We start from the raw sequence: 25143 nt of genomic DNA, 5'->3' as shown, positions 1-25143 counted from the left end.
CAAAATCCATATTAAACTCTTTCCATATAATTGCCAGTTCTTGTATCTACTCTTATTGTGTCTCCCTCATTAACGAACATTGGAACGTTAACAACTGCTCCTGTCTCAACTGTAGCAGGCTTTAATGAATTTGTTGCAGTGTTACCCTTTACTGCGGGTTCACATTGAGTAATTTCTAATTCTACGAAATTTGGAGCTTCTACTGAAAAAGCGTCCCCTTTATAGAATTTAATAATTGCGAACATATTTTCTTTTAAAAATTTAATTGCTTCTTCAACAGTGTCTCGATTTAGTGGAATTTGTTCAAATGTTTCCTGATCCATGAAATAATATAATTCTCCATCAGAATATAAATATTGCATTTCTTTTCTTTCAATAACAGCTTCTTGAAACTTAGCTGATGTATTAAAAGTTATATCTGTAACACTCCCTGAAATAACGTTTCTTAACTTTGTCCTAACGAAAGCTGGTCCCTTACCTGGTTTAACATGTAAAAAATCTATAACAGTGTATACTTGGCTTTCGTGCTCAAAAGTTGTACCTTTTCTTAAATCTCCTGATGATATCATAGTAATATCCCTCCAAAATGTATAAGTTTATAATAAATACCTTCAAAACAATGAGATACTTTTATTAATTTAGTTATAATTAATCCCATAACAATCCTATTCTATCAGAACAAAATAAAAATTGCAACTAACTTATAGTAGATATTGTTAAAGTTCCCTTTATTAATTCATCTTTCACATCAAGATTATAACTATTTATATTAAAATCAACTAAATCTTCTACTTTTTTCTTAATTTCTTCCTTTGTCCCTCTTACCATTACCTTAAATTCATACCCCTTACTCTTTTTATTCATATTTACTATATTAATTTCATTTTTTTCTAATTGTATTATAAAATCCTTTAGACTCTCCTCTTCTTTAAGAATATATTGATTAACTGTTATTTTTTCTTTCTTTTGTTCTGCAAGATAGAATGTCCATAACTCTAAAATTATAAATACAACCAAAATAGACACACATACACTTTTATTGAAAATCCTATTTTTGACTAATTTGTAATCTATATTTTTTTTCACCAAGCTCCTCCATAGTATCTATAGTTATATTTTCATTATCTAATAGTGTACTTAGTTTTTCCTGTCCTTCAATAATTATAGTTCCACTTTCCTGCGAAAACTCTCCTTCTAAATTTCCATCCATAAAATCCAGCCATTTATTTAAACTTCTATATTGGCTACTTAAATCTTGTTTAATTAACTCTGACTTCTCTTCTTTAGGAAACAAATTACCAATTGAATTAGGCACAAACCACAAGGCAATAATCGTCAACATTATTATCCCTCTCTTGTCTCCTTTCCTTTCATTTTTTCTTTGATTTTCTATAAAACTAATCGGAATAAAATCTTTATTTACTAAATACTTTTTCATTTAGTATTCCTCCTAATTCTATATAATTAAAATCTTTCATCCCATTTATATCTAATTTATTAATTGTATTATCCAAATAAAGCACTTCTTTGTTTACTACTTCCTGAAACTTATTGTTAAATATATTTATATTTTCTTGTATAAAAGTCAATTCCACAAGACCCTTTATAATAGAGCAGTAATAATATCTATTCATATATTTAAAAATACATTGCCAACTTTTTTCTTGAATCCTATATTTTAATTTCTTAACAACTAATAGTTGCAAAGGGAAAATTCTTATCTTACTAGCGCCTTTACATAATTCAGCTAACTTAATTCCACCCTTAACTCCATAAATATATAGTTTCTGCAAATCCTGGGAGACTTCATAATTAAAAAGCAAATCATTACCATTACCGAAGGATTCTTTAATAGTTTCGCAAGCTATCTTTTCATTAGTCTTCTTTTCACACCTTATATCCACTATATTGATGTATAGATTTTCATCTAAAATAACTATAATTCTTTTTCTTGCTACTTTAATATTCTTAAGAAAATCCATGTAGTCATAATTTTTCTCTTTATAAATTAGAATCTTTTCTCTTGCTTGTATACAACTATATCCCATAATTATATATATCTCCTTCCAAAACCATGTAGTTTTCCTTAGGTAAAAAGTATATATTATCATTTACATCTTTATATCTAAGTTCAAATTCATACCTTATACCCTTGTTATATATGACTTCAAATATATTATTATCTTGTACGTACTTCAGACTAACTGCATTAACTACTATGACTTTCCTTACTCCAGTTACTTTGATTTCATGAATTATATCTTTATGTTCAGTAGAATATATATTAAGTTCTGTTATTATCTCCTCCATATTATCAATATAATTAATTTTTGTTTCATATAAATCTCTTTTATCAATTTTCATAGCTCTGTGGACGTTATTATTATATATAATCCTCACCCCTAAAATTGATATTAGAGAAACCAACATTAAAACTATAATAAGATTTATTAATACATAGCCGGAACTCTTATAAACATTTTGTATAAATGACACCACCTTTTTTGAAGGTTATATAAATTAATTTCCCTTTAGATATAACATTAAAATCGCTTATTTTTATAATTAGGGTACTTCTGCCCTTATAATCTAACATGTTTGTAGAATCATAATATTTAATAAGTAAATTACCTTCTGATTCCTCTATAATACGTTTTTCATAAGATTCATCTGTATCGCTACCTTTATTAATGACTAATTTATTGTTTATATTAGAGATACCTATTACATCAATTTCTCTAGCAAACTTATCTATGGTTATAAATGCCTCTTCAACACTATTTATGGCCAAACTCTCTTCTATACTTTTTAAATATATATTTTTCACTTGCATAACTTCCTTATAGCCTATAAGACATATAACTAAAGATAATCCCATATATATTACAATTTCTAAAAGAGTAAACCCATTACGTTTTCTATACATATTCCATCCAGGGTGCTTTTGTAACCGTTTTCTCAATATTTTCTCCCTTGTAGCTTATTTCTATTTTAATATCTAAAATTTTGTCCTCATTGTAGGTTCCTCTATTTAATAGCTTTATATCTAATTTTTTATCCTCATAAGCCTTAACTTCACTTGATAATAATTCTATAGTTGCTAATTTATATAAAAATCCATCCCCATACTTCATAGTAATATTCTCATACTTTAAAGCATTTACTAAATCATCATATTGTATGTTGTATTTAATTTCACTACTTACTCCATAAATAGATTCATTCATTTTGTGTGTACTAATTCTATTTGTAGTATTAATAATTAAAAGTCTACATGTACTTATTGCAAATATTGAAATTATAGATAATACTCCTATTGCAATTACAATTTCAATCATTAAGCTTCCTCTTTTTTTCACTACTCTTTTTTCCACTCCCTTATGCTAGTATAGTTTCCACTAACAGCTACAGTTAATATATCTCTATCACCATTTTTATCTTGAAAGTAAATAGTTTTAGCTTCTATATTACCATTTGACTTAATTACTAAAGTTTCTAAGCTTTTCTGTTCAATATAATTTTCATAGTATAACGAAATACATTTTTCTAATTCTACTTCTCTAACTGATACATCATTAACTTTAACTGAAACATTAATTGTATCTCCCTTATCTTCAATACAGAAAACTCCATCTTTATTTTCCTCACTAAGGTATTTTTTGCCATAGCTTAAAATATCCTCTATTTCATAAAACAAATGTTTCTTTTCTATTTCATATGCAATATCATTATAAATTTTAACTCCACCAAATCCAATTGTAAAAATAATAGATATTATTGCTAAAGAAGCTATTAGCTCAACTAATGTATACCCTTTTCTTCTCATTTATTTATACCCTGAGTACATAACATCCATAATAGGAATTACTAAAATATAGATGAATATAAAAATTATTAGAGCCATAATACCTATAAAAATAGGAGTTATCATTGTAATAATTTTTTTTAGCTTTTCTTCCATGGATTTTTCTAGTCGTGTCTCTAATTTTTTCACTACCGCCTCTAAACTTCCACTATTTTCTCCTAATGTTATCATTGACAAACTATATTTCGAGAGAAATCCATTATCTAATGATTTACTTAATTCTCCTCCCTTTAGAAGTTCCGTATTAATATAAACAAGTCGCTCCTCGATCACCTGTTTACCTGTAGAACCGATACAAATTTCTATTCCCTTCACAAGAGAAATTCCACTACTTAGAACTACTGAAATTAATAAAATAAAAATGTATTCATAATATTCTCTTATTATTTTAAATTTTAATAGTATCTTATATCCAATATGTCTATTTAATATGTTAGAAGATTTAACTAATATAAAAATTACTAGCGGATAGCATATTAGCCCTGCCAAAAACAATACTATATTTTCTCCTATCCATCTACTTCCATAGTATATTTTTTCAATTATTGGAGGCATTGAGATATTTAGCCCTCGAAAAGTATCATACATATTAGGGATAAGTATAAAAAATAGCAAGACCATCAATAAAATTAACGATACCCCTATAAACGCGGGATAAATAAGCGCTGCTTTTAATTCTTTTTTAAGTTTGTTACTCTGTCCATAATATTTACTCAAACTATTTAGGGTCTTCGTTAACTCCCCACTATTTTCACCTACTGAAATTATACCCACAAAAAATGATGGATATAAAAACGAATGTTCATTAAATGACTTACCTAAGGAATTCCCCTTTAATACTTTATTATTAATTTCTTTAATACTCATTCTATAATCTTTCCTTAAAGGGAGTTCCCCCATTAATTCAAAAGCATTTCCTATTGTTATTCCATCTTCATAAAGAGCTCCTAGATTTTCAGCAATTATACATAGATTATCAAAATGCGCCTTCATCTAACTCCTCCCCTTGAATGAAATTTAGATAGTCATAATAGTCAATACTTCCATTTCTAAGTAAGTTCTGTATTACAATTAACATTTGTTGATTTGAAAGTAAACTTTCATCACTATAAATAGATTTAATTTTTTCGCGAGTCTCCCTATCAATATAATTTACTGATGAGACTAAGCCCCTACCCTCATATCCTATTCCATTACATTTATCACATCCCTGTTTCGTATATATATCTATAACCTTGTTTTCTAATTTAACTCTTCCAATCTTCTCTTTGCATTCATTACATAATATTCCAATTAATCTTTGTGAAACTATACCACCGAGAGCAGCCCTTACTAGATATCCATTTACACCCATTTCCTCAAGGCGTAAAAGCACCTCTCTAGGAGACTTCGTATGGATAGTGGAATATACTTTATGCCCAGTTATGGATGCTCTTACTGCCATTCTTGCAGTTTCTTCATCTCTTATCTCGCCGACCATGATCAAGTCAGGATCTTGGCGTAAAACGCTTCTTAATCCAGTTGAAAAGGTAATTCCCTTTTTTGCACTCAAATTAATTTGATTTATTCCCTCCATTGTAACTTCTATAGGATCCTCTAAAGTTGTTATATTGATATGATTTCCTTTAATAGAATTTAAAATCGTATATAAGGTTGTTGACTTCCCACTACCAGTTGGCCCATTAACAATAACCAGACCACTATTCAATGCTATAATTTTCTTTAAGGTCTTTTGTTGTTCTTCAGTGAAATTAAGTTCACTTATATCTGATAAATATTTATCTCCATAAAGAATTCTTAAAACCAACTTTTCACCATCTACCACAGGTATTGTTGACAATCTGCAATTATATACCTGATCATTACACTTCATAAATAACTTACCATCTTGAGGAATTCTTTTTTCAGTTATATCCATATTAGATTTAACCTTTAATCTAGAAATAATTTTTCCGTATTCAGCAAGAATTAGTTTTCTAACTAATATTAATGACCCATTAATCCTAAATCGAATATTTAATCCCTTATTTACAGGTTCATAATGAATGTCACTTGCTCCTAATGTTATAGCTTCTTCAAAAATTTTTTCTTCCATGTTCTCATATCCATAATCTAATACTCCATGAATTAGTCTTAGTAATTCCTTAGACTTCATATTAATAAAAACCAATTCCTTCTCCAATAAGAAATTCAAAAATTCTTTTCCAATATCTCCATTATTACTTGTTGCAATATAAATCTTATTTTCCTTTTCATACAATGGAAGAACACTGTATTCCTTAGCTTGATTTAAAGGAATTTTTCTTGCTAAGTTTAAATCTATATTTTCAATCATGCTCACCCTCTCTATTAGGAACATTACCTATTTTTACCATTTTATTCGTATTTATCGAAAAAAAATATCAATAAGCTTTTAAGCCTATTGATATTCAACAAAATTATATTCAATTGAATCTGATTTAATCTGTTTTATTAATCCATCCTTTTTCAATGTGTATAACTCATCCGATCTGGAACTGCTACTCTTCCCAATAAATAAAATATTTCCTTCTTCATCTACACTAAGTCCTTTATTCATGTTTACCTCAATGGGAAAATCAAAAATCATTCTTTTGTTTTTTCCATCTTTCAATTTATAAATTGAAGGTATATTATTACTAGTTGTACCTATAACATAGTAATCTTCTCCATTATATATAACATCTTTAACACTTAAAAAGGCTTCAGATAGAATACACTTATAAGTACCATCTTTATCAATGAGTCTTATTAGCCTTTTATTATCTAAAGTTTGTTGAACACATATTAGCCCGGTATCCACACTCTTTAAAAATTGAATAAATCCTTCTTCAAGTTCATAAAATAACTTCTCGCTTTTATTCTTTACGTCATAGATAAATATTCCATTTATGTGTTCTTCTTTTATCCCATAATAAACAATATGGCTTTCATCTATCCATTCTAAATAGGAGCCAGATATATGTACCGTTGAATTAAATTCTACAGGTGAATTACTATTTAAATCCATTATCTTTATTGAATTAACTTCATCATCATTCTTAAAATAAGATATAAACTTGCCATTTGGTGATAACTTTAAATTACTATCACCTGATCCTATACTTTTTAATTCTTCTATTTTTCCATTATAAAAGCTAAAATATTTCCCATCTTTTTCACTAATATAATTGCCATCTATATTATCATATAATCTTATTGTTTCTTCACTATCTATTTGATTATATTTTCCATCTTGTAGATTATAATTTTTATAGTAGCCATCATCATTTTGTATTATAGCCCCTTTATTTAATTTTACGCCCTCAATTTTAGCCTCTTCATTAATACCACAAGAATTTAATAATAAAGAACTGAATACTATACCAAAGACAATGTATTTGGCTTTTTTATGCCTTTTCATTACTTCTCCTTCTTGTTAAAAATAATACCACATATATACATACAAAATTTATTCATTTATGAATTTTTTGTACTGTTAATTAATTTTATTGTGTAATTATATTTATATTAAATTTTTGTCTACAATATAATAATACTCTGTCTCTACATTCTTTACAATAGTTGAATTACATTAATTTCTAATTTATTGATGCTTAACTTAATTTTAAATTAATGCTATACTAGGAGTATTACACAGAAAGGATGAATAATTATGGCATTAGATGGAGTTTTTTTACACAGCTTGTTAGAGAATATGGAGTCAATACTAACGGACTCAAAGATAGATAAAATAAATCAGCCTGAAAAGGATGAAATAATAATTACCCTAAGGAAGGATAGAAAAAATCATAAACTTCTTTTATCCTCATCTCCTAAATTTCCGAGAATGCATTTTACGGAAATACACAACGAAAACCCATTAAAAGCACCTATGTTCTTAATGGTTCTTAGAAAATATTTAATAGGTGGTCGTATCATTAATGTTTCTCAAAAAGATGGGGATAGAGTAGTTACTTTAACTATAGAGTCCTCTGATGAAATGGGATTTAATAGTACTTACTCCCTAATCATAGAGATAATGGGTAGACATTCCAATATTACTCTAGTTAGGGATAGGGACAATAAAGTTATGGAGTCTATAAAACATATCACTCCAAATATTAACAGTTTTAGAGTGCTCTATCCTGGGGTTAGCTATGTTTATCCCCCTTCATCAAATAAATTAAATCCTTTTGATTTACAAAGGGAAACTTTCATTCAATTTATTCATGAAAATGACTTTACATTTGACGAAAATATTTTCACTAAAATACTTACAGGGGTAGCAAAACCACTTTCTAAAGAGTTATTTCTTAATACTAAAGATTTATCTTTAGAGAAGGGCAATGAATTATATGAAGTTATACATAACTTTTTTATGAATCTTGCTAGCAATATAGATTTTACAATATATAAAAACAATGAAGGATTTTATAAAGATTTCTATTCATATAATCTTCGTAAATCTCTTCCAGATTTACAATCTGTTAGCTACGATTCACCATCGAGTATGCTTGATCACTTCTACAGTACTAAAGATCGACAGGATAGACTTTCTAAAAGATCCACTGATTTGCAAAAGCTTGTGCATACAAATATTGAAAGATGTCTTAAGAAATCAAAAATTTTAAATGCTAACCTTATTGAAAGTAAAGATAAAGAAAGCTATAAAATCAAAGGAGATCTGTTAACTTCTTATATTTATAATATAAAAAAAGGAGATGAAAATGTAGAATTACTTAACTTCTACAGTGAAAAAGAAGAGTATTTAACTATTTCATTAGATATTTTTAAAACTCCTTCTGAAAACATACAATCTTTTTATAAAAAATATAGTAAGCTAAAGAAATCTGAAGAATGGGCAATAGATCAATTAAAAAGAAACGATGAGGAATCACAATATTTAAATTCAGTATTTACAAATATAATTAACGCAGATTCCTACAATGAAATTGAACAAATTAAAAATGAACTTATTGAAACAGGTTATATAAAATATAAACATTTAAAAAAAGGCCAAAAGAAAATTAAAGACGAACAGCCTTTACACTTTATTTCTTCTGCAGGTCTTGATATTTATGTAGGTAAAAATAATATTCAGAATGATTATTTGAGCTTAAAATTTGCTCATAGAAATGATCTTTGGTTCCATACTAAAGAAATTCCTGGTTCTCATGTCATCATAAGAGGAATTACTATTGATGACAAATCAATAGAAGAGGCATCTATTATTGCTGCTTTTTATAGCAAAGCAAAAAACAGTTCAAAAGTTCCTGTAGATTACACTGAAATTAGGAATATAAAAAAGCCTAATGGTGCTAAACCTGGAATGGTAATTTATTTTACTAATAAAACAATTTATGCAAACCCAGCTGAATTTGAAAATCTTAATCTTGATACGACACAATCAAAAAAATAAAATTAAAATCCGCAATAAGATCATCTTATTGCGGATTTTTCTATGAGTTTCTAATCATTTCTTGTATAACTGTATCTCCTTGCCCTTTTATTAGATCATTATCTAGATACTGATAATAATAACATCTTAATTTTCCATTATATAATTTTCTATTTTTCGTACTATTTATGCCAAATGGCCTTTCAAAATCTTCATAAGCAGTTATTATATTAAATTCCCACAACGGATACTCATCTTTATAGTTTCCAAACATCCTATATAATTTCTCAACTTCTTGTCTCTCTCCTAAACGTTCTCCATAAGGTGGATTAGTTATAATAAAAGCATACTTTTTTCTACTAGAAAAGTCTTCAAAATCTCTTTTTTGAAATTCTATATATTCACTTACTCCAGCTTTAATAGCATTATCTTTAGCTGTTCTTAGTACCCAAGTATCCATATCATATCCTATTAACTTTATATCCTTAGTTTTTATTGCTTTCCTTGCACCTTCTCGTACCTGATTAAATATATGATCTGGAATAGTTGGCCACTCCTCTGATGCAAACTTTCTGTTTATTCCTGGTGCAATATTTTGCATTATCATTGCTGCTTCAATAAGAATTGTTCCAGATCCACAAAGAGGATCTATTAGTTCATAGGTCTCCTGCCATCTTGAAAGATATACCATTGCTGCTGCTAAGGTTTCTTTAAGAGGTGCTTCTCCTGAATTTTCTCTATATCCTCTTTTATGCAATCCAGGCCCTGTAGTATCTATTGTTAATGTAACCTTGTCTTTTAAAATTGCGACTTCAATTTTATAAACCGGCCCATCTTCTAGGAATGTTTGAATTCCATATGTTTCACTCATACTAGTAACTATAGCTTTTTTTACTATAGATTGACAATCAGGAACACTATGCAAAGTTGATTTAATAGATTTTCCTACTACGTGCATTACACCATTAACCGGTATAAGTTTACTCCACTCAACCTTTTTTGTCCCTTGAAATAGTTCCTCAAAAGTTTTCGCTTCAAATTCTGCCATTTTTATTAAAATTCTATCTGCAGTTCTAAGATGTATATTTGCAATAGCTATATCCATCTCATCTCCTGTAAAAAATACCTTGCTTGTTTCAGTTCTTAAATTTTCATATCCTAAAGTTGTAAGTTCCTTTGCTGTAATCCCCTCTAATCCAAAGGTCGCGGTAGCAATTAAATTATAATCCATTTTTTATCTCCTTTATCCTAATCCTCATATATTTTAACAGAATCTTCATTATCTAATTCTAATATGTTAACAGCTATTTTTTCATTTCTCGATGTAGGGATATTTTTACCTACATAATCTGCCCTAATAGGAAGTTCCTTATGACCTCTATCAATAAGAACTGCTAATTGAATTGCATTTGGTCTTCCCACATCTATTACTGCATCTATTGCAGCTCTTACGGTTCTGCAAGTAAATAGAACATCATCTACAATAATAACTTTTTTATTCTGAATATCTACTCCTAAATTAATATTCGCAACTCTAGGAGTTTCTTCATTATGATTTAAATCATCCCTATAAAAGGTTATATCTACACTGCCTACGGGTATTTCAATCCCTTCTATATCCATTATTTCATCTGCTATTCTCTGTGCAATTGGACATCCTCTTCTCTTAATTCCAATAAGAACAATACCCTCTACACCTTTGTTTCTTTCTATTATTTCATGAGATATTCTAATTAAGCTTCTTTTGATTGCCTTTTCATCAAGTAAATTAGCTTTAAGTTTCATCCTACACCTCCCTAAATTACTTCTTTTCTTAACTTCTCTAATAATTCTTTATAATCCTCAGGAAGATCTGATGTAAATTCAATAAACTCCTTAGATGTTGGATGTATAAATCCAAGAATTCTTGCATGAAGCATTTGGCCATCTAACTTAAATTTCTGTTTTTTTAGACCATACAAGGAATCTCCAAGTAGAGGATGCCCAATAGATGACATATGAACTCTAATTTGATGTGTTCTACCAGTCTCTAATACACATTTGACCAAAGTAGTATTCTTATATCTTTCAATTACCTCATAGTGAGTAATAGCGTGTCTACCATCTTCTACAATCCCTATTTTAAGTCTATCCTTCTTATTTCTTCCTAAAGGTTTATCTATAGTTCCTTTATCCTCTTTAATCCTTCCTTCAACTAAAGCATAATATTCCCGTTTCATAGAGTGATTTCGTAGTTGATTAGATAGGAAATTATGGGCCTCATCATTTTTAGCAACTACTAAAATCCCAGTAGTATCCTTATCTATCCTATGAACTATTCCAGGTCTAACCACTCCGTTTATTGTAGACAAATCGCTGCAATAAAATAACAATGCATTAACTAGAGTTCCATTGTAATTCCCGGGTGCTGGATGTACTACCATACCTCTTTTCTTATTTACTACTATAACATCTGAATCTTCATATAAAACATTTAAAGGTATATCTTCTGAATCAACCTTAAGTTCTATAGGTTCGGGTATTATAATTTTAATCTCATCTAAGTCTTTTAATTTATGATTGCTTTTTACTTCTTTGCCATTTATTAATATATTTCCTTTTGTAATTAATCCTTGAAGGTATGATCTTGATTTTCCTTCTACAATTATTGACAAATATTTATCAACTCTTTCACCTTCAAACATCTTTTCTACAATAAATATAGTTTTTTCCATTATGTATACACCTCTTCATTGTATTCTCTAATATTATAATATAATAGAACTAAAGTATCAACAAAAAGGATACTTGTCATTATCTTAACAAAAAAAATCACCCTTTCAGGTGACTTAAATCTAAAATTCTTTGAATTATCTCTATTAATTCTCATCTTTCGCAAAGAAGCTTTTAATTTCATCTATATTATCATCTATATCAGCCTCGATTGCTTTAAAGTTTTGATCATTAAGTTCTATATCCTTTTCTTCTAGTGTTTCTTCTACCAGGGTTGTAATGCTATAACTCTTATTTAAATCCTTCTCTAAATCATTAAAGGTCTCAAGCTGAGTGTTTACAAAATTTCTGTACTTAGCTCTAAATTTAATAAATTCTTGTTTGGTTTTATCAAACTCAGAATTAATTTGTATAACATCATTATGTCCCTTATCTAGAATTCGTTGTGCAGTTTCATTAGCACTCCTAATAATAAGTTCTGCTTCTTTTTGTGATGATGATTTAGCTTGTTCAGCTGCATTCTGAGCTAATACTAATGTATTTTGTATTGTATTCTCAATTTTTATATACTGTTCAATTTTATCAGTAGCTACAGTAAGCTTTTCTTTTAGCTTTGCATTATCCTTATATAACTCCTCATAATTATCAACTATTTCATCAAGAAATTCATCTACTTCTTCTGGAGAGTAGCCTCTTAATGCTTTTTTAAATTCTTTATTATTTATATCCATTGGTGTAAGTTTCATATTATTCCCCTCTATTATGTATATTTTTTTATTTGCACTTTAAACTTACCACTTCTACTGTTACCAACTATGTCTCCTAAAATAAATTTACCACTTCCTCTTATTGTAATCCTTTGCCCTACACTGACCTCTTCACCTTTATTTTTTATAGTGTTATAATCAATTAAAACTTTTCCCCCATCAATGGCATCTTGAGCTTTTCCTCTAGATATATTACATAGTTTTGCAGCTATGGTGTCAATCCTTAAGGAGGGAACTAAAATTATCATTTCACTAAATACAGGTTCTGGAGGAATAAAATCATCCTCTAGAATCTGAACTAAGCAAGGGGAGCTCCCTATAGATGTTAAATTAGAAACAATAAATTCATGTATTCCTTCACAAACAGGTAAATAGCAAAAATTTTCTTTAACTAGTAAATCACCTATCTTATTTCTTTTTATTCCCAGTGCTAGTACCGCTCCTAAATAATCCTTATGAGAAATCGTATTAAATTTAGATGTAGTTACTATTTTAATCTTTTTCAAGGGAAAAAGATTATCATACCTATTATTAAAGGATATCATTTTTCTTTCTGCTTCTTCAAAGAATCCATAAGAAGAAACTATAAAATCTTTATTTGTAAGAAATCTCTCAAAATATTTCCATACATTCGGAGAATAGAAATTATTACCAAAGAGAGAAATATCTCTATTCTCTGATAAAACAAACTTATCATATAAATTAATAACATCTGCCCTATCATCTTCTCCAAAGTTTTTTAATATTGTATTTTTATCCATAACTTTAAAACATCATAACAACAGTTCTTCTAATGAATTGAAGAACTAATATTGCAAGCAATGGAGACAAATCTATATTCATATTTCCAAAGAATCTCTCTTGTATTCTTCTAAACGGCTCTAAAATCGGATTTGTTATAGTTTTAAGTCCATTCATTATTTCATTTCGTCCATCTCGGATGAACCAAGACAGCAAACATTGTATAAGCACTATTGTTTCAAGAACACGTAGGAGATTAACTATTAAATTTTGAATCAAATTCATTTATATACTCCCTACTTTGTCCAATTGAACATAGCTTTTGAACTTAATTCAGTTTTAAGTTCATTAGTTACCTCAACATTTGATGGTGATAGTATATATACACCTTTTTCAACCTCTTGAAGTTCTCCACCTAGTGCAAAACAAGATCCACTTATAAAGTCTAATAATCTTTGTGCTATTCTTGTCTCTAGTGCTGTTGTATTTACTAATACTATTTTTCTAGATTTTAGAGCATCACTTATATCAGTAGCTTCATCATAAGCTATGGGCTTAGTTATAGTAACTTTGGTAGATGATGATGTATGAATATTCACTACCTTATTGCTCTTTCTGTTATTTTGAATTACAGGCTCTATAGTTTCATCATTTTCTTCGTTTTCCCCATCCTCAAAGTCCTCATATTCATCGTACTCATCCTCATATTCTCCAAATCCTAATAATGATTTTACTTTAGTTAATACACTACTCATCTTTTTCTCCTCCTATGCTATAATCTCTCTTTCCAAAAATTCCTTCTCCGACTCTTATTAAATTAGAGCCTTCTTCAACAGCGGTTTTATAATCCTGAGTCATTCCCATTGATAGAATTTCCATTTCGATATTATTAAAACTTTTTTCTTTTAACTCATCGAAAACATCTTTTGTTTTTTTAAAGCATTGTCTATTGCTATCTTCGTCACCTTTTGGAATAATAACCATAATTCCGTTTACTTTGACAAATTTACATTCTTCCACTTCATTAATAATCAAATCTAACTCTTCTAGTAAAATTCCGCCTTTACTCTCTTCTCTTCCTATATTAATTTGCAAAAGAACCTTAGCAATTTGATCTACTTTACCAAATTCCTTTTCAATTTGTCTCAATAACTTTATACTTGATAATGAATGAATCAAATATACTTTACCAACAATATATTTTACTTTATTGGTCTGTAAGTTCCCAATAAGATGCCAACGTACATCTTTATGAAAACTTTCTTCTTTTTTCATTATCTCTTGTACTTTATTTTCACCAAAGTCTCTTATACCCTTCTTATATGCTTCTTCCATCATTTCAATGGATTTAGTTTTTGATACAGCTAAAAGTTTAACTGAACTAGGTATTTCTTTTTTTATTTTTTCTATATTTTCACAAACAGTCATAGCAGTTCCTCCTTAAGATTTAAAAATCCTAATATACTTAGTATTCTGCATAGAATCAATATTTCCTTCATAATTAATATTATTTTGCTCTTTAATGTACTATTATTTATTTATGTATTCTTTTGCATATTCCATATTGCCTATATTTGATGCTGGCATTGTAATTTCGTCCTTGATTGCTACTTCAACAGATAACCCTCTAATTAATAATTGGTTTAAAAAACTTCCCTGTTCAAATAATGATGCTTTAAGAGTTTCAGGATTCCCAATGACATATACATTAAAAGGGGCATATTCTACTGTCTTATCTTCAAATATTAAGTATGGACCATAGCAATTCACTCCTGTAAGTGGGGATATTCTGTAGTTATTAATTGCTATAGATTGCGCTCCTGCATATCTTACTTCATTTAAGACAAAAGCCATATCTGAATCATGTAAATACTTCTTTAATATGGTGCTTTCATCATCTTCCTTTTCATTTATACTACCATCATTTATAGTAATTACCAACCCTGGTCCTTTAACCTCATTAATTCCTGTAAGTCTTCCATAATCAGCTACCTGCATATTCATATCCTCTAAAATTTTAACATTATCTATATCTGAATTATTATATTCATTAACTTTAACTTGTGTTTCACTATTTATTTGTCTTAAGCTAGCCACTTGTTTAGTTAGATTATTTTTAGTTTCAACCGCATTTTGATATTCCTTTGTATTCAAACTTAAGGTTGAGCTTGAGCCTTCAAAATTATAGTTAGTGGCAATTAAAAATCCTACTAAAATTGTTGAAATAAATACAACTATTTTAGTTTTAATATTTTTCATCAATCCACCTCATCATCTAGATCTTATTTTCTCAATTACCAGTCTTCGAATTATCGCAAAATTATCAAATATTCTTCCTCCAAAAACAATAACTGCTGCAATATATATAGGAATACCTAACTTATCACCCAAATATGCTAAAGCTGCTGCTAATATAGCATTCCCGAAAAATCCTGATATAAATATATTTGCTTGAAAATTATTTGATAAATTAGCTCTAAAAGCTCCAAAAACTGAATCTAGACAAGCAAGTATTGCTACTGACATATAGGGTGATAATTTCTCTGGTATATTAATATCAACTACAATTCCCAAGATTACTCCAACTAATATTCCTATTGCCGCTATCATATTTTACCTCCTTATTAATTTACAGGTTTTATAAATTCACTCTTTAATGACTGAGTTGTTTTTTCAATAACAATATCATCTATTAACTTAACTTCCACATCGTAATTTGCAAGGGAACTATATTTTAAGTTTACGCTGTTTTGGAAAGTAATTCCAACGTTCAACCTATTTTTTTCTCCTATAGCTTTAATTATTATAGGTTCCTTAGGGCTAACCATACCTGCAGATCCTACCCAAGTATAATTTCCTGCATCCTTTATTCCGGTTTGAGGAGTTATTCTAAAATCATTAATATTAATAGCCTCCGCTTTAAAAAACCACAATAAATTTACTAAATGTACAAGTTCATCGTCTCCTAAATCATTAGTTGTACTACTACTGTTTGCACTGAATATATTGTTTTTAGGTGTTATTGTTATAACCATCCCTTGACCTGTTACATCGACTAATCCAGCCTGCATTCTGGCATTGTTTAATTGATTTTTAATTTCCTTTTCTATTTCTCCTTCTTCTGTTGCGCTGTCTTCTATGGTTTTTAAATTCTGTGTTAATTCTGAATTAGCTTTTGCTAACTCCTCCTTTTCCTTTGTTAGACTTTCTATTTCACTTATTATATCTGAATTATTTGTGTTTCCTTGACTAGCTTCTTTAGTAGCCAACACTTTAAATTGATAAGCTAATAAAAAGCCTAAAATTGCGCACACAAGTGCTACCGTTATTTGTGATGCTGTTTTTTTCATTTACCCCTCCTGCTACTGGATATCTGACGAGTTTAAACTAGAACTTATATCTATATATTTTTCAGCTAATCCAGTCTCATATATTCCCAAAGCTCTTATCATCTTACTATAAACATCTTCATCATTTCCTATATAAATTTCTATACTCGCTAGATATACTTTTATGTTCGCCAAATCTGCAATGTCTAAAGTTTTTATTTCTATATTCATTTCATTTTCATCTATAAATTGTTCCACACTATACATATCATTTAGAACCTTTTCTATTCTTATATTTCCTCCTATATTATCTCCTAAAACTTTATCTGACAAATCAACTCCAGTAAGCTCTATAAGCTTTCTACCTTCAATAGAATTGGTTTTTTCCACATAAATCATATCACTACTTATTATATTATATTCTTCTCCTTGCTTAACATAATATAGACCCTTCTTCTCAACAATCTCTATCTCCAAGGTACTAGGATATTTTTTATTGATAACAATATTTTTTACATATGGATTTTCTTTAAGTATCTTCTCAAAGTCCTTTTTATTTAAAAACAAGATATTCTCTCCCTTTAAACTTTCAGACTTTTCTAATACATAATCTCCAGTTACTAAGTTTTCTCCAGTACAAATCACCTTTTCGATTTTAAATATATCTGTATAGGTGACTATACTTCCTCCACATATTAGTAAGAGTATAGATATAATAATTATTCTTTTTATGAATCTCTTTTTTTTAGCCTTTTTTATATACTCATTCTTTGTTTTTGCCATAATCATCCCTATTTCATTTAATTAATTTGTAATATTAATATACTATTAATATCATACCACTTAAATTTGCTATTTTCATTACATAATAATTAAATTTTCCTTAAAAAAATCACTGCATTTTACAGTGATTTCTAAAATATTTATTTAGTTGTTTCTTTTTGTCTTGATATATTTAAAAGTATCCCCATGGCCGTCATGGTTATAGCAAGCGATGTACCTCCGTAGCTTATAAAAGGCAGAGGTACCCCAGTAACCGGCATAGATCCAGTTACAACTGCAATATTAATTATAACTTGAACTGCAAGTACTGATGTTATTCCCATAGCTAAAAGTGTTCCATAGGTATCTCTAGCTTCTAGCGCTACCTTAATTCCTTTACAAATTAAGAATATAAACAAAGAAATTATTACTATGCATCCGATTAGTCCTAATTCTTCTCCAATAATTGAAAATATAAAATCATTATGTGGCTCAGGCATATATAAAGTTTTTTGTCTTGACTGACCTAACCCTAACCCAAGTATTCCCCCTGCACCTAAGGCATAAAATGATTGTATTAATTGATATCCATCTCCTGCTGCATCCTTCCAAGGATCTATAAAGTTAAGCATTCTAGCTCTTCTATAGTCTGAACTGAAAGTAAATGCAAGAGCCACCGCTACTAAAGTCGGAGCTACATATAAAAACAAGTGCTTCAACCTACCTCCAGCTGAAAACAATACAATAAATGTAACTATCATAATAAGCGCTGCTATACTAAGATTTTTTTGTGCTAAAACAAGTCCTGCATAAAATCCAGCAACTACTATATAAGGCACAATTCCCGTCCAAAACTTTTTAACTCCATCTCCCTTAGAAGATAAACTAAAAGCTAAAAAAAGAACTACAACATATTTTGCTAACTCTGAAGGTTGAAAAGTTCCAAAAGGCCCTATAGGAATCCATCTATAAGCACCATTAGTAGGTGGAAATGCATATACTACAAGTAATAATGGTATTGTTATAACCATTAAAGGAAGTGTTACTTTTTTCAACTTATGATAGTCTATTCCCATAAACACAAACATAGCTATTAACCCTAATAGACCTGCAAAAGCTTCTTTTTTAAGAAAAATAGTACTGTCTCCATAGTGAAACATTGCATAATAAGAACTCGCAGAATACACCATAACTATACCAATTGCCAGTAGTATAATTATGCAATATAGAATCCCATAATCTACATTGCCCATTTTCCTCCTTATTTTTTTGCCTTTAACCATTGATAACCCCTCCGTTACATATTAATAAAGAGAAATGAACCCTATAATGCATAAAACAAATGTTATAATTGAAAATGTAGTTACTATTTTCACTTCTGGCCATCCTACCTGTTCAAAATGATGATGAATAGGAGACATCCTAAATACCCTCTTTCCAGTAAGCTTGAAGGAGGTTACCTGTATAATTACTGATAAAACTTCAATAACATATATTCCTCCTACTATCATTATCAAAAATGGTGTTTTTAAAACGAGTACTATAGATGCAATTGCACCTCCTAATGCTAAAGCTCCTGTATCCCCCATAAATACCTTGGCAGGAAATGCATTAAACTTTAAGAAGCCAAGTAATGCTCCAGTAAGACCTATAGCAAATACAGATACACTGTAATGTCCCATTTTAAAAGCTACAATGCCAAAAAAGGTTAAAACTAATATTGTTACAGATGTTGCTAGTCCATCTAACCCATCTGTTAGATTTACTGCATTTGTAATAGCTGCAAAATAGAATATTACAAACGGAATATATAGCCACCCTAAATCCCATTGAATATCTGTAAAAGGAACTGCAATTGATGTTCCTATAAACTTATATCCATAAAAAGCTATTGCGGCTGAAAAAATCAATTGCAATATAAACTTTTGACCTGATTTAAGTCCCTCATTATCTCTATGAATTATTTTTAGAATATCATCTAAGAATCCAATTACACCAAAGGCTAACATTCCATATAGTACTATCATAGCTTCATCAGATAGTTTATATTTCATTACAATCATTACTATAATTATTGATAGTATAAAAATCAATCCACCTATTGTTGGTGTTCCAGCTTTTTTTAAATGACTTTTAGGCCCTTCCTTACGTATATTTTGTCCAAATTTCATTTTGTGAAGAACCGGTATAATAATTGGTCCAAGTACCATCGAGCATATAAATGCCAATACAAAAGCTATTACTATTGTTATATTAAAAAATCCGCTAAATAATTCCCACATAAGTAACTGCCAAAAATCTCTGGCAACTCACCTCCTTTTTCTATTACTAATTAACAAGTTTATTTACTATTTCTTCAAACCTTATCCCTCTAGATGCCTTAACTAATATAACATCATCTTTTTTAGTAAAGTTACATAAATCTCCTATTAGATCTTTTTTTGTCTCATATATTTTAACCTGTTCTTTATTAAACCCTATTTTATAATCTTCTTTAAATTCTCCTGTAGTTACTAAAAAATCCGCCTTATCCTGCGCATATTCTCCAGTATCTCTATGAGCTTTTGATGATTCATCTCCAAGTTCTCTCATTGTTCCTAAAATGGCTATTTTTCTTCCACCTTTATAATTCTTAAGAACATCTAAAGCTGCCTTCATGGAATCAGGGCTAGCATTGTAACAATCATTAATTATTGTCATATCATTAGACTTAATAACTTCTAGCCTCATAGATGTAGCCTCAATATTTTTTAAGCCTTTCTTCATTTCACTATAATTTACCCCTAGATGTCTTGCAGCTGCAATACCTAGTAATGCATTTAAAACATTATGAGTTCCAATCATTGGCAATGTAAATTCTTGCTTTTCATTACTGTCTTTTAATATAAATGAAGTTGTCTGTTCTTCTAAAATAATATTACCAGCACTAAATCTACAAGTACCGCCATAACCTGTTTTGATTATTTTAAAACTTTCTTCTTTCATTTTTTCTAAATACTCATCCTCATAATTAACTATCAAGACATTATCTTTAGTAAAGAAATCTGTAATTTCCATCTTTGCCTTCAATATATTTTCTTTAGTCTTTAAATTTTCAATATGAGATAACCCTATATTAGTTATAATAGCTATATCAGGTCTTGCGCAATCCGCAAGGGCATGTATCTCTCCTGGATTACTCATTCCCATTTCTAAAACTGCTACTTCTATAGACTCATCTAAACTTAATATCATAAGGGGTAATCCTATATGATTATTGAAATTGCCCTTAGTTTTAAAAACCTTATACTTGTAGCTTAAAAGAGCTGAAACTAAGTCTTTTGTTGAAGTCTTCCCTGTAGAACCTGTAATTCCTACAACCTTAATTCCTAATTTTTCTCTATAAAATTTAGCTAACTTAAGTAAAGATATATAAGTATTCTTAACCTTAATTACTGTTCCTTGTATTTCATCCTTATTAAAGTGAATTTCATCAACAATAGCAATAGATGCGCCTTTATTAATTGCCTCACATGCATATAAGTTGCCGTTGAAATTATCACCCTTTAATGCTAAAAACACATTATTATTCTTTATTTTTCTTGTATCAGTACAAATATTGTTAAAAGATTTATTATCACCTTCTACAATAACTTTTCCTTCTAATCCTTTTACTAGTTCTTTGAAAGTTAATTCCAACTTTTTCACTCTCTCTTCATTTATAATTTCAATAATATGTGGAATATTGCTATTCTGCAATATTCCACACAGCCAATTATAATATTACTTTAGAAAAAATATTGTCTATCTTTTAGCATTTAATATTTCTTCTACTATTTCTCTTTCATCAAAATGTATTTTACCTGTACTAATGACTTGATAGGTTTCATGACCTTTACCTGCAATTACAATTACATCTCCAGCCTCAGCTATTTCTATTGCTTTTTTTATAGCTTCTTTTCTATTTTCTATAACCTGATAATTATCCTTATCAATACCTTTAAGAATATCTTTAATTATTATACTTGGCTTTTCTGTCCTAGGATTATCAGATGTAACTATTGCTATATCTGATAAGTCTACTCCTATTTTCCCCATCTGTGGCCTCTTCACTTTATCACGATCTCCACCACAACCAAATATAGAAATCAATCTATTTTTTGTGAATCCTTTAGCTGTTCTTAAGATATTTTCCAATCCGTCTGGAGTATGTGCATAATCAATAATTATAGTGTAAGGCAAGTGATACCTTTTCCCCACCATTTCACATCTTCCTGCAACAACAACTTCTTCAATTCCTTTTTTTATGCTATCTAATGATATTCCAAGCTTATACATAGTAGCTATCGCCCCAAGAGAGTTATAAATATTAAACTCTCCAGGAAGTCCCACTATAAATTCCTCTTCGTTAGCCAACTTCAGCTTAAATTTTATATGTTCACTTCCAAATATCTCATCATAAGCTTTAAAATTGCTCTCTTCCTTTATTGAATAAGTTACTATATTTTCTTTTCCTTCACTTTTAAGATCGCGTACAACATCTCTACCATAATTATCGTCAATATTAACAACACTTAATCCACTTCTTTCAAAAAGCTTAAACTTCTCAGCATAATAATTTTCGAAAGTCTTATGAAAATCTAAATGATCCCTAGTTATATTTGTGAATATACCGGCTTGAAATTCTACTCCATATACTCTATCTAATGCTAATGAGTGGGATGAAACTTCCATTACACAATATTCACAGCCCTTAGCTACCATTTCTGAAAATAATTTTTGTAATTCAAAGGATTCAGGAGTAGTTCGTTCTGTATCCAACTTTTCATCACCTATATAATTAGCTATGGTTCCAACAAGTCCAACCTTTTTACCTTCTTTTTCAAGTATAGTTTTTATCATTATGGCTGTAGTTGTCTTACCATTAGTTCCAGTAACCCCAATTACTTTCATTTTTTTACTTGAGTTATCATAAAAGTTACATCCGATTATTGCTAATGCCTTCCTACTGTCCTTAACTTTAATTATTGTAATATTAGCGTCACTGCAATCAATACTATCTTCACAGACAATAGCTATTGCACCCTTTTCAACGGAAGCCTCTACATATTTATGTCCATCTACTTTAAATCCCTTAATACATACAAAAAGATTTCCGTCATTAACACCTCTACTGTCATAGTTTACTTCTTTTATATCAATACTATCTGTTCCTTGTATTATTTCATAATCTATTTCTTTTAATAATTCCTTTAGAATCATATTGTCACCTCAAAATCATAATTATTTTATAACTTAATTAGAATTAATCCTTATAATCAATACTTAATTCTAATTTTATTGCTGTTTCCTTTGTAATTACTTCCCCTGCAGGTATGCTTTGGGTAGACACAAGTCCAGTTCCACTAACTGTATATTTAAGACCCAATGATTTAAGTAAGTTTGCTGATGCTTCTGTTGAATACCCTTGCAAATCTGGCATTACAACACTTGTTATACTTCCACCATCTAAATTTCCATATAAACTTATCTTCGAACCCTCTTTTACAGTATATCCAGGATATGGTTTAATAGTCTTCACTACATCTCCTTCTCCAACTAATTCTGCTTCAAGTTTTAAGTCCTTAAGAATCTTTTTAGCATTTTCTATTGTCATACCTCTTACTTCTGGAATAACAACATCTTTAACTATAGAATTAGCAGTCTCTGCTGAAAATTTTCCTTCCATGTAATTAAATATATCTGTAAATAACATCTTAGCATAAGGAGCACTGACTTGACTAGCATAGTATGCTCCATTACTCGGTTCATCAACAGTAATTAAAATAGTTACTTTAGGATCATCAACAGGTGCCATTCCAACAAAAGATGAAATATATTTATTTGCTTCATAAGTACCATTTTCAGGATTAACCTTTTGTGCAGTTCCTGTTTTACCACCAATATGATAACCTTCTATAAATGTAGATACTCCCGATCCTCCTGTAACAACTCTTTCTAAATAAGTTCTAAGTTCTGCTGTTTTTTCCTTTGATGCTACCTCTGTAGTTGTTGCATCAAAACTACTATCTACAACAACAGTTCCATTTTCATCCTTATGAGTTGTATCTTTCATTACATGAGGTTGTATTAATGAGCCTCCATTAGCTATTGCATTAAAAGCTGCCATAAATTGAACTGAATTAACTGTATTTGTTTGACCAAAAGCTATAGTCGCTAAATCTGTTTGTGAAATATTTTCAGGGCTTTTAACTATACCTTTAGCTTCTCCGGGCAAATCTATTCCACTAACTTTACCGAATCCGAATTTTGCAATGTATTCGCATAACTTTTCCTTACCAATTTTTTCGCCTAACTGCATAAAAGCAACATTACACGAATTTTGAAATATGTCTTCAAAATGTTGGGTACCATGACCTTGTGGTTTCCAACATTTAATTACTCTATTTCCAAAGGTTAGGCTTCCATTACAAACAAAGGTATCCTCTGGTGAAACTAATCCTTCTTCCAAAGCAGTTATTCCTGTTATAACTTTAAAAATAGATCCAGGCTCAAAGGTATCATTTACTAATCTATTTCTCCACATTTTTTGAAGTTTTTCTCCATCATTAGCACCTTCAAAATTTTGAATACCATCATACGGGGTATTTGGATCAAAATCTGGTTTATTAACCATAGCTAATATTTCTCCAGTTTTAGGATCAGTTACAAGTACCGATACTGCCTTAGCCTTTTGATCAACTTGTGCTTGGGTTGCTACTTTTTCTGCAAAAAACTGTATATTTTCATCAATAGTTAAAGTAACATCCTTTCCATCAACAGGAGCCGTATATTGAGATATTGTATATGGTAAATCTCCACTTTTGCTATCTAATTCTGCAATTTTCATGCCTGGAGTTCCTGATAATTCCGAATTATACTCAAGTTCTATACCAGTTAATCCTTGTCCATCTATGTTTGTACTTCCAAGTGTATGAGATAAAAAATTAGCATTTGGATAATATCTCTTTGTATCTGGAGAAATAATTATTCCAGATATACTAAGTTTTTTCACATTATCTGAAGCAGCTTTTTCTATTCTTCTTATTAATGTAGCTGATCCGGCTTGTGCTCCACTTGGTAATTTTGCATCTAACTTTTTCAAGACAGCTGCCTCTTCCATTCCAACTGCATTTGCTATTACTGGTGCAAGCTGCGCTGTAGTTGTATAGGTTGCACCTTCAGTCTCTAAATATTTTCTAATTGAATTTAAATCAAAATCTATTCTATAAACATTTGCTGAAATCGCTAATTCTACACCATTTCTATCTAATATTCTCCCTCTTTTTGCATCAATTTTCACTTCACTTGTCCATTGTTCTTCTGCCATAGCAGAATATTCACTTTGTTTTACAATCATTATATATGCCAATCTTAATGTCAGTATAAATAACAAACTAATTATAGTAACCAAGGCTAAACTCATTCTCTTCTTCATTTTTGACCGATCTCTAAAAATATCTTTTTTCACCCTGAAACTCCCCCGTATATATTGTTTAATAAACGAACTTAGGATGCACTTTTAATCTAGCGCACCCATTAATTTTAGAC

Annotated in this window: 29 protein-coding genes; 1 reads left to right on the top strand and 28 read right to left on the bottom strand. The window is 29.5% G+C overall.

All coding sequences use genetic code 11. From position 1 onward, the window contains the following. Positions 1-11 precede the first annotated feature (11 nt). The 11 genes from efp to CLVI_RS06870 form a co-directional block, all read right to left on the bottom strand. The gene (gene efp, locus CLVI_RS06920) at positions 12-569 is read right to left on the bottom strand and encodes an elongation factor P (protein WP_106059388.1); all 558 of its coding nucleotides are present in this window, start codon (positions 567-569) and stop codon (positions 12-14) included. A 127-nt stretch (positions 570-696) separates the two neighbouring features. After that, positions 697-1086, bottom strand: a complete 390-nt coding sequence (locus CLVI_RS06915; protein ID WP_106059387.1) for a hypothetical protein — start codon at positions 1084-1086, stop codon at positions 697-699. Continuing rightward, entirely contained in the window at positions 1049-1438 is a 390-nt protein-coding gene (locus tag CLVI_RS06910) for a hypothetical protein (RefSeq protein ID WP_106059386.1), read from the bottom strand. Before CLVI_RS06910 ends, CLVI_RS06915 begins: the two co-directional genes overlap by 38 nt. After that, entirely contained in the window at positions 1416-2048 is a 633-nt protein-coding gene (locus CLVI_RS06905) for a calponin homology domain-containing protein (RefSeq protein ID WP_106059385.1), read from the bottom strand. Before CLVI_RS06905 ends, CLVI_RS06910 begins: the two co-directional genes overlap by 23 nt. Further along, positions 2038-2364: a hypothetical protein gene (locus CLVI_RS06900; RefSeq protein ID WP_146127310.1), complete on the bottom strand. Its 327-nt coding sequence runs from the start codon at positions 2362-2364 to the stop codon at positions 2038-2040. The genes CLVI_RS06905 and CLVI_RS06900 overlap by 11 nt, the downstream gene beginning before the upstream one ends. A gap of 106 nt (positions 2365-2470) precedes the next feature. After that, positions 2471-2962, bottom strand: coding sequence for a prepilin-type N-terminal cleavage/methylation domain-containing protein (locus CLVI_RS06895; RefSeq protein WP_146127309.1), 492 nt, complete (start codon positions 2960-2962; stop codon positions 2471-2473). After that, positions 2919-3338 (bottom strand): hypothetical protein, encoded by a 420-nt coding sequence (locus tag CLVI_RS06890; RefSeq protein WP_106059382.1) that lies wholly within the window; start codon positions 3336-3338, stop codon positions 2919-2921. The genes CLVI_RS06895 and CLVI_RS06890 overlap by 44 nt, the downstream gene beginning before the upstream one ends. 20 nt (positions 3339-3358) lie before the next feature. Then, the gene (locus CLVI_RS06885) at positions 3359-3826 is read right to left on the bottom strand and encodes a prepilin-type N-terminal cleavage/methylation domain-containing protein (RefSeq protein WP_106059381.1); all 468 of its coding nucleotides are present in this window, start codon (positions 3824-3826) and stop codon (positions 3359-3361) included. Beyond that, a complete protein-coding gene (locus tag CLVI_RS06880; protein ID WP_106059380.1) occupies positions 3827-4858 on the bottom strand; it encodes a type II secretion system F family protein in 1032 nt (343 codons plus the stop codon). Further along, positions 4842-6200, bottom strand: coding sequence for a GspE/PulE family protein (locus CLVI_RS06875; protein WP_106059379.1), 1359 nt, complete (start codon positions 6198-6200; stop codon positions 4842-4844). Before CLVI_RS06875 ends, CLVI_RS06880 begins: the two co-directional genes overlap by 17 nt. A gap of 84 nt (positions 6201-6284) precedes the next feature. Beyond that, positions 6285-7286: a hypothetical protein gene (locus CLVI_RS06870; RefSeq protein WP_106059378.1), complete on the bottom strand. Its 1002-nt coding sequence runs from the start codon at positions 7284-7286 to the stop codon at positions 6285-6287. Between the two features lie 252 nt (positions 7287-7538). On the opposite strand from CLVI_RS06870, the gene CLVI_RS06865 reads away from it, so the two are divergent. After that, a complete protein-coding gene (locus CLVI_RS06865) occupies positions 7539-9284 on the top strand; it encodes an Rqc2 family fibronectin-binding protein (protein ID WP_106059377.1) in 1746 nt (581 codons plus the stop codon). A 40-nt stretch (positions 9285-9324) separates the two neighbouring features. On the opposite strand, the gene CLVI_RS06860 is transcribed toward CLVI_RS06865, so the two are convergent. The 17 genes from CLVI_RS06860 to CLVI_RS06775 form a co-directional block, all read right to left on the bottom strand. After that, positions 9325-10494 carry a THUMP domain-containing class I SAM-dependent RNA methyltransferase gene (locus tag CLVI_RS06860; protein WP_106059376.1) on the bottom strand — a complete coding sequence of 390 codons (1170 nt, stop codon included), beginning with the start codon at positions 10492-10494 and terminating at the stop codon, positions 9325-9327. Between the two features lie 17 nt (positions 10495-10511). Continuing rightward, complete coding sequence (pyrR, locus tag CLVI_RS06855; RefSeq protein ID WP_106059375.1) at positions 10512-11048, bottom strand: bifunctional pyr operon transcriptional regulator/uracil phosphoribosyltransferase PyrR; 537 nt, start codon at positions 11046-11048, stop codon at positions 10512-10514. Positions 11049-11059: 11 nt separating this feature from the next. Continuing rightward, positions 11060-11977 (bottom strand): RluA family pseudouridine synthase, encoded by a 918-nt coding sequence (locus CLVI_RS06850; RefSeq protein WP_106059374.1) that lies wholly within the window; start codon positions 11975-11977, stop codon positions 11060-11062. A 144-nt stretch (positions 11978-12121) separates the two neighbouring features. After that, positions 12122-12721 carry a DivIVA domain-containing protein gene (locus CLVI_RS06840; RefSeq protein WP_106059372.1) on the bottom strand — a complete coding sequence of 200 codons (600 nt, stop codon included), beginning with the start codon at positions 12719-12721 and terminating at the stop codon, positions 12122-12124. 14 nt (positions 12722-12735) lie between these two features. Next, positions 12736-13503 (bottom strand): YlmH family RNA-binding protein, encoded by a 768-nt coding sequence (locus CLVI_RS06835; protein WP_106059371.1) that lies wholly within the window; start codon positions 13501-13503, stop codon positions 12736-12738. A gap of 4 nt (positions 13504-13507) precedes the next feature. Next, positions 13508-13768: a YggT family protein gene (locus CLVI_RS06830; RefSeq protein ID WP_106059370.1), complete on the bottom strand. Its 261-nt coding sequence runs from the start codon at positions 13766-13768 to the stop codon at positions 13508-13510. Between the two features lie 11 nt (positions 13769-13779). After that, positions 13780-14238, bottom strand: coding sequence for a cell division protein SepF (locus CLVI_RS06825; protein WP_106059369.1), 459 nt, complete (start codon positions 14236-14238; stop codon positions 13780-13782). Beyond that, entirely contained in the window at positions 14231-14911 is a 681-nt protein-coding gene (locus CLVI_RS06820) for a YggS family pyridoxal phosphate-dependent enzyme (protein ID WP_106059368.1), read from the bottom strand. The genes CLVI_RS06825 and CLVI_RS06820 overlap by 8 nt, the downstream gene beginning before the upstream one ends. A gap of 102 nt (positions 14912-15013) precedes the next feature. Then, positions 15014-15742 carry a DUF881 domain-containing protein gene (locus CLVI_RS06815; protein ID WP_106059367.1) on the bottom strand — a complete coding sequence of 243 codons (729 nt, stop codon included), beginning with the start codon at positions 15740-15742 and terminating at the stop codon, positions 15014-15016. A gap of 12 nt (positions 15743-15754) precedes the next feature. Further along, positions 15755-16093, bottom strand: a complete 339-nt coding sequence (locus tag CLVI_RS06810; RefSeq protein WP_106059366.1) for a small basic family protein — start codon at positions 16091-16093, stop codon at positions 15755-15757. 14 nt (positions 16094-16107) lie between these two features. Next, positions 16108-16833 (bottom strand): DUF881 domain-containing protein, encoded by a 726-nt coding sequence (locus CLVI_RS06805; RefSeq protein WP_106059365.1) that lies wholly within the window; start codon positions 16831-16833, stop codon positions 16108-16110. A gap of 12 nt (positions 16834-16845) precedes the next feature. Continuing rightward, positions 16846-17595 (bottom strand): cell division protein FtsQ/DivIB, encoded by a 750-nt coding sequence (locus tag CLVI_RS06800; protein WP_170065614.1) that lies wholly within the window; start codon positions 17593-17595, stop codon positions 16846-16848. Positions 17596-17735: 140 nt separating this feature from the next. Next, positions 17736-18857: a putative lipid II flippase FtsW gene (gene ftsW, locus CLVI_RS06795; RefSeq protein WP_106059363.1), complete on the bottom strand. Its 1122-nt coding sequence runs from the start codon at positions 18855-18857 to the stop codon at positions 17736-17738. Positions 18858-18878: 21 nt separating this feature from the next. Then, on the bottom strand, positions 18879-19856 hold the full coding sequence (gene mraY / locus CLVI_RS06790) for a phospho-N-acetylmuramoyl-pentapeptide-transferase (protein WP_106059362.1): 978 nt from the start codon (positions 19854-19856) through the stop codon (positions 18879-18881). Positions 19857-19902: 46 nt separating this feature from the next. Next, entirely contained in the window at positions 19903-21252 is a 1350-nt protein-coding gene (locus CLVI_RS06785; protein WP_106059409.1) for a UDP-N-acetylmuramoyl-tripeptide--D-alanyl-D-alanine ligase, read from the bottom strand. A gap of 105 nt (positions 21253-21357) precedes the next feature. Then, positions 21358-22815: a UDP-N-acetylmuramoyl-L-alanyl-D-glutamate--2,6-diaminopimelate ligase gene (locus CLVI_RS06780; RefSeq protein WP_106059361.1), complete on the bottom strand. Its 1458-nt coding sequence runs from the start codon at positions 22813-22815 to the stop codon at positions 21358-21360. Between the two features lie 43 nt (positions 22816-22858). Further along, positions 22859-25063 (bottom strand): stage V sporulation protein D, encoded by a 2205-nt coding sequence (locus CLVI_RS06775; protein WP_106059360.1) that lies wholly within the window; start codon positions 25061-25063, stop codon positions 22859-22861. Between the last annotated feature and the right edge of the window lie 80 nt (positions 25064-25143).

The organism is Clostridium vincentii (assembly GCF_002995745.1).
GTDB classification, from domain to species: Bacteria; Bacillota; Clostridia; order Clostridiales; family Clostridiaceae; genus Clostridium; species Clostridium vincentii.
Note: the sequence above shows the minus strand (reverse complement) of the source record. Positions and strands in the feature narration are given on the sequence as shown.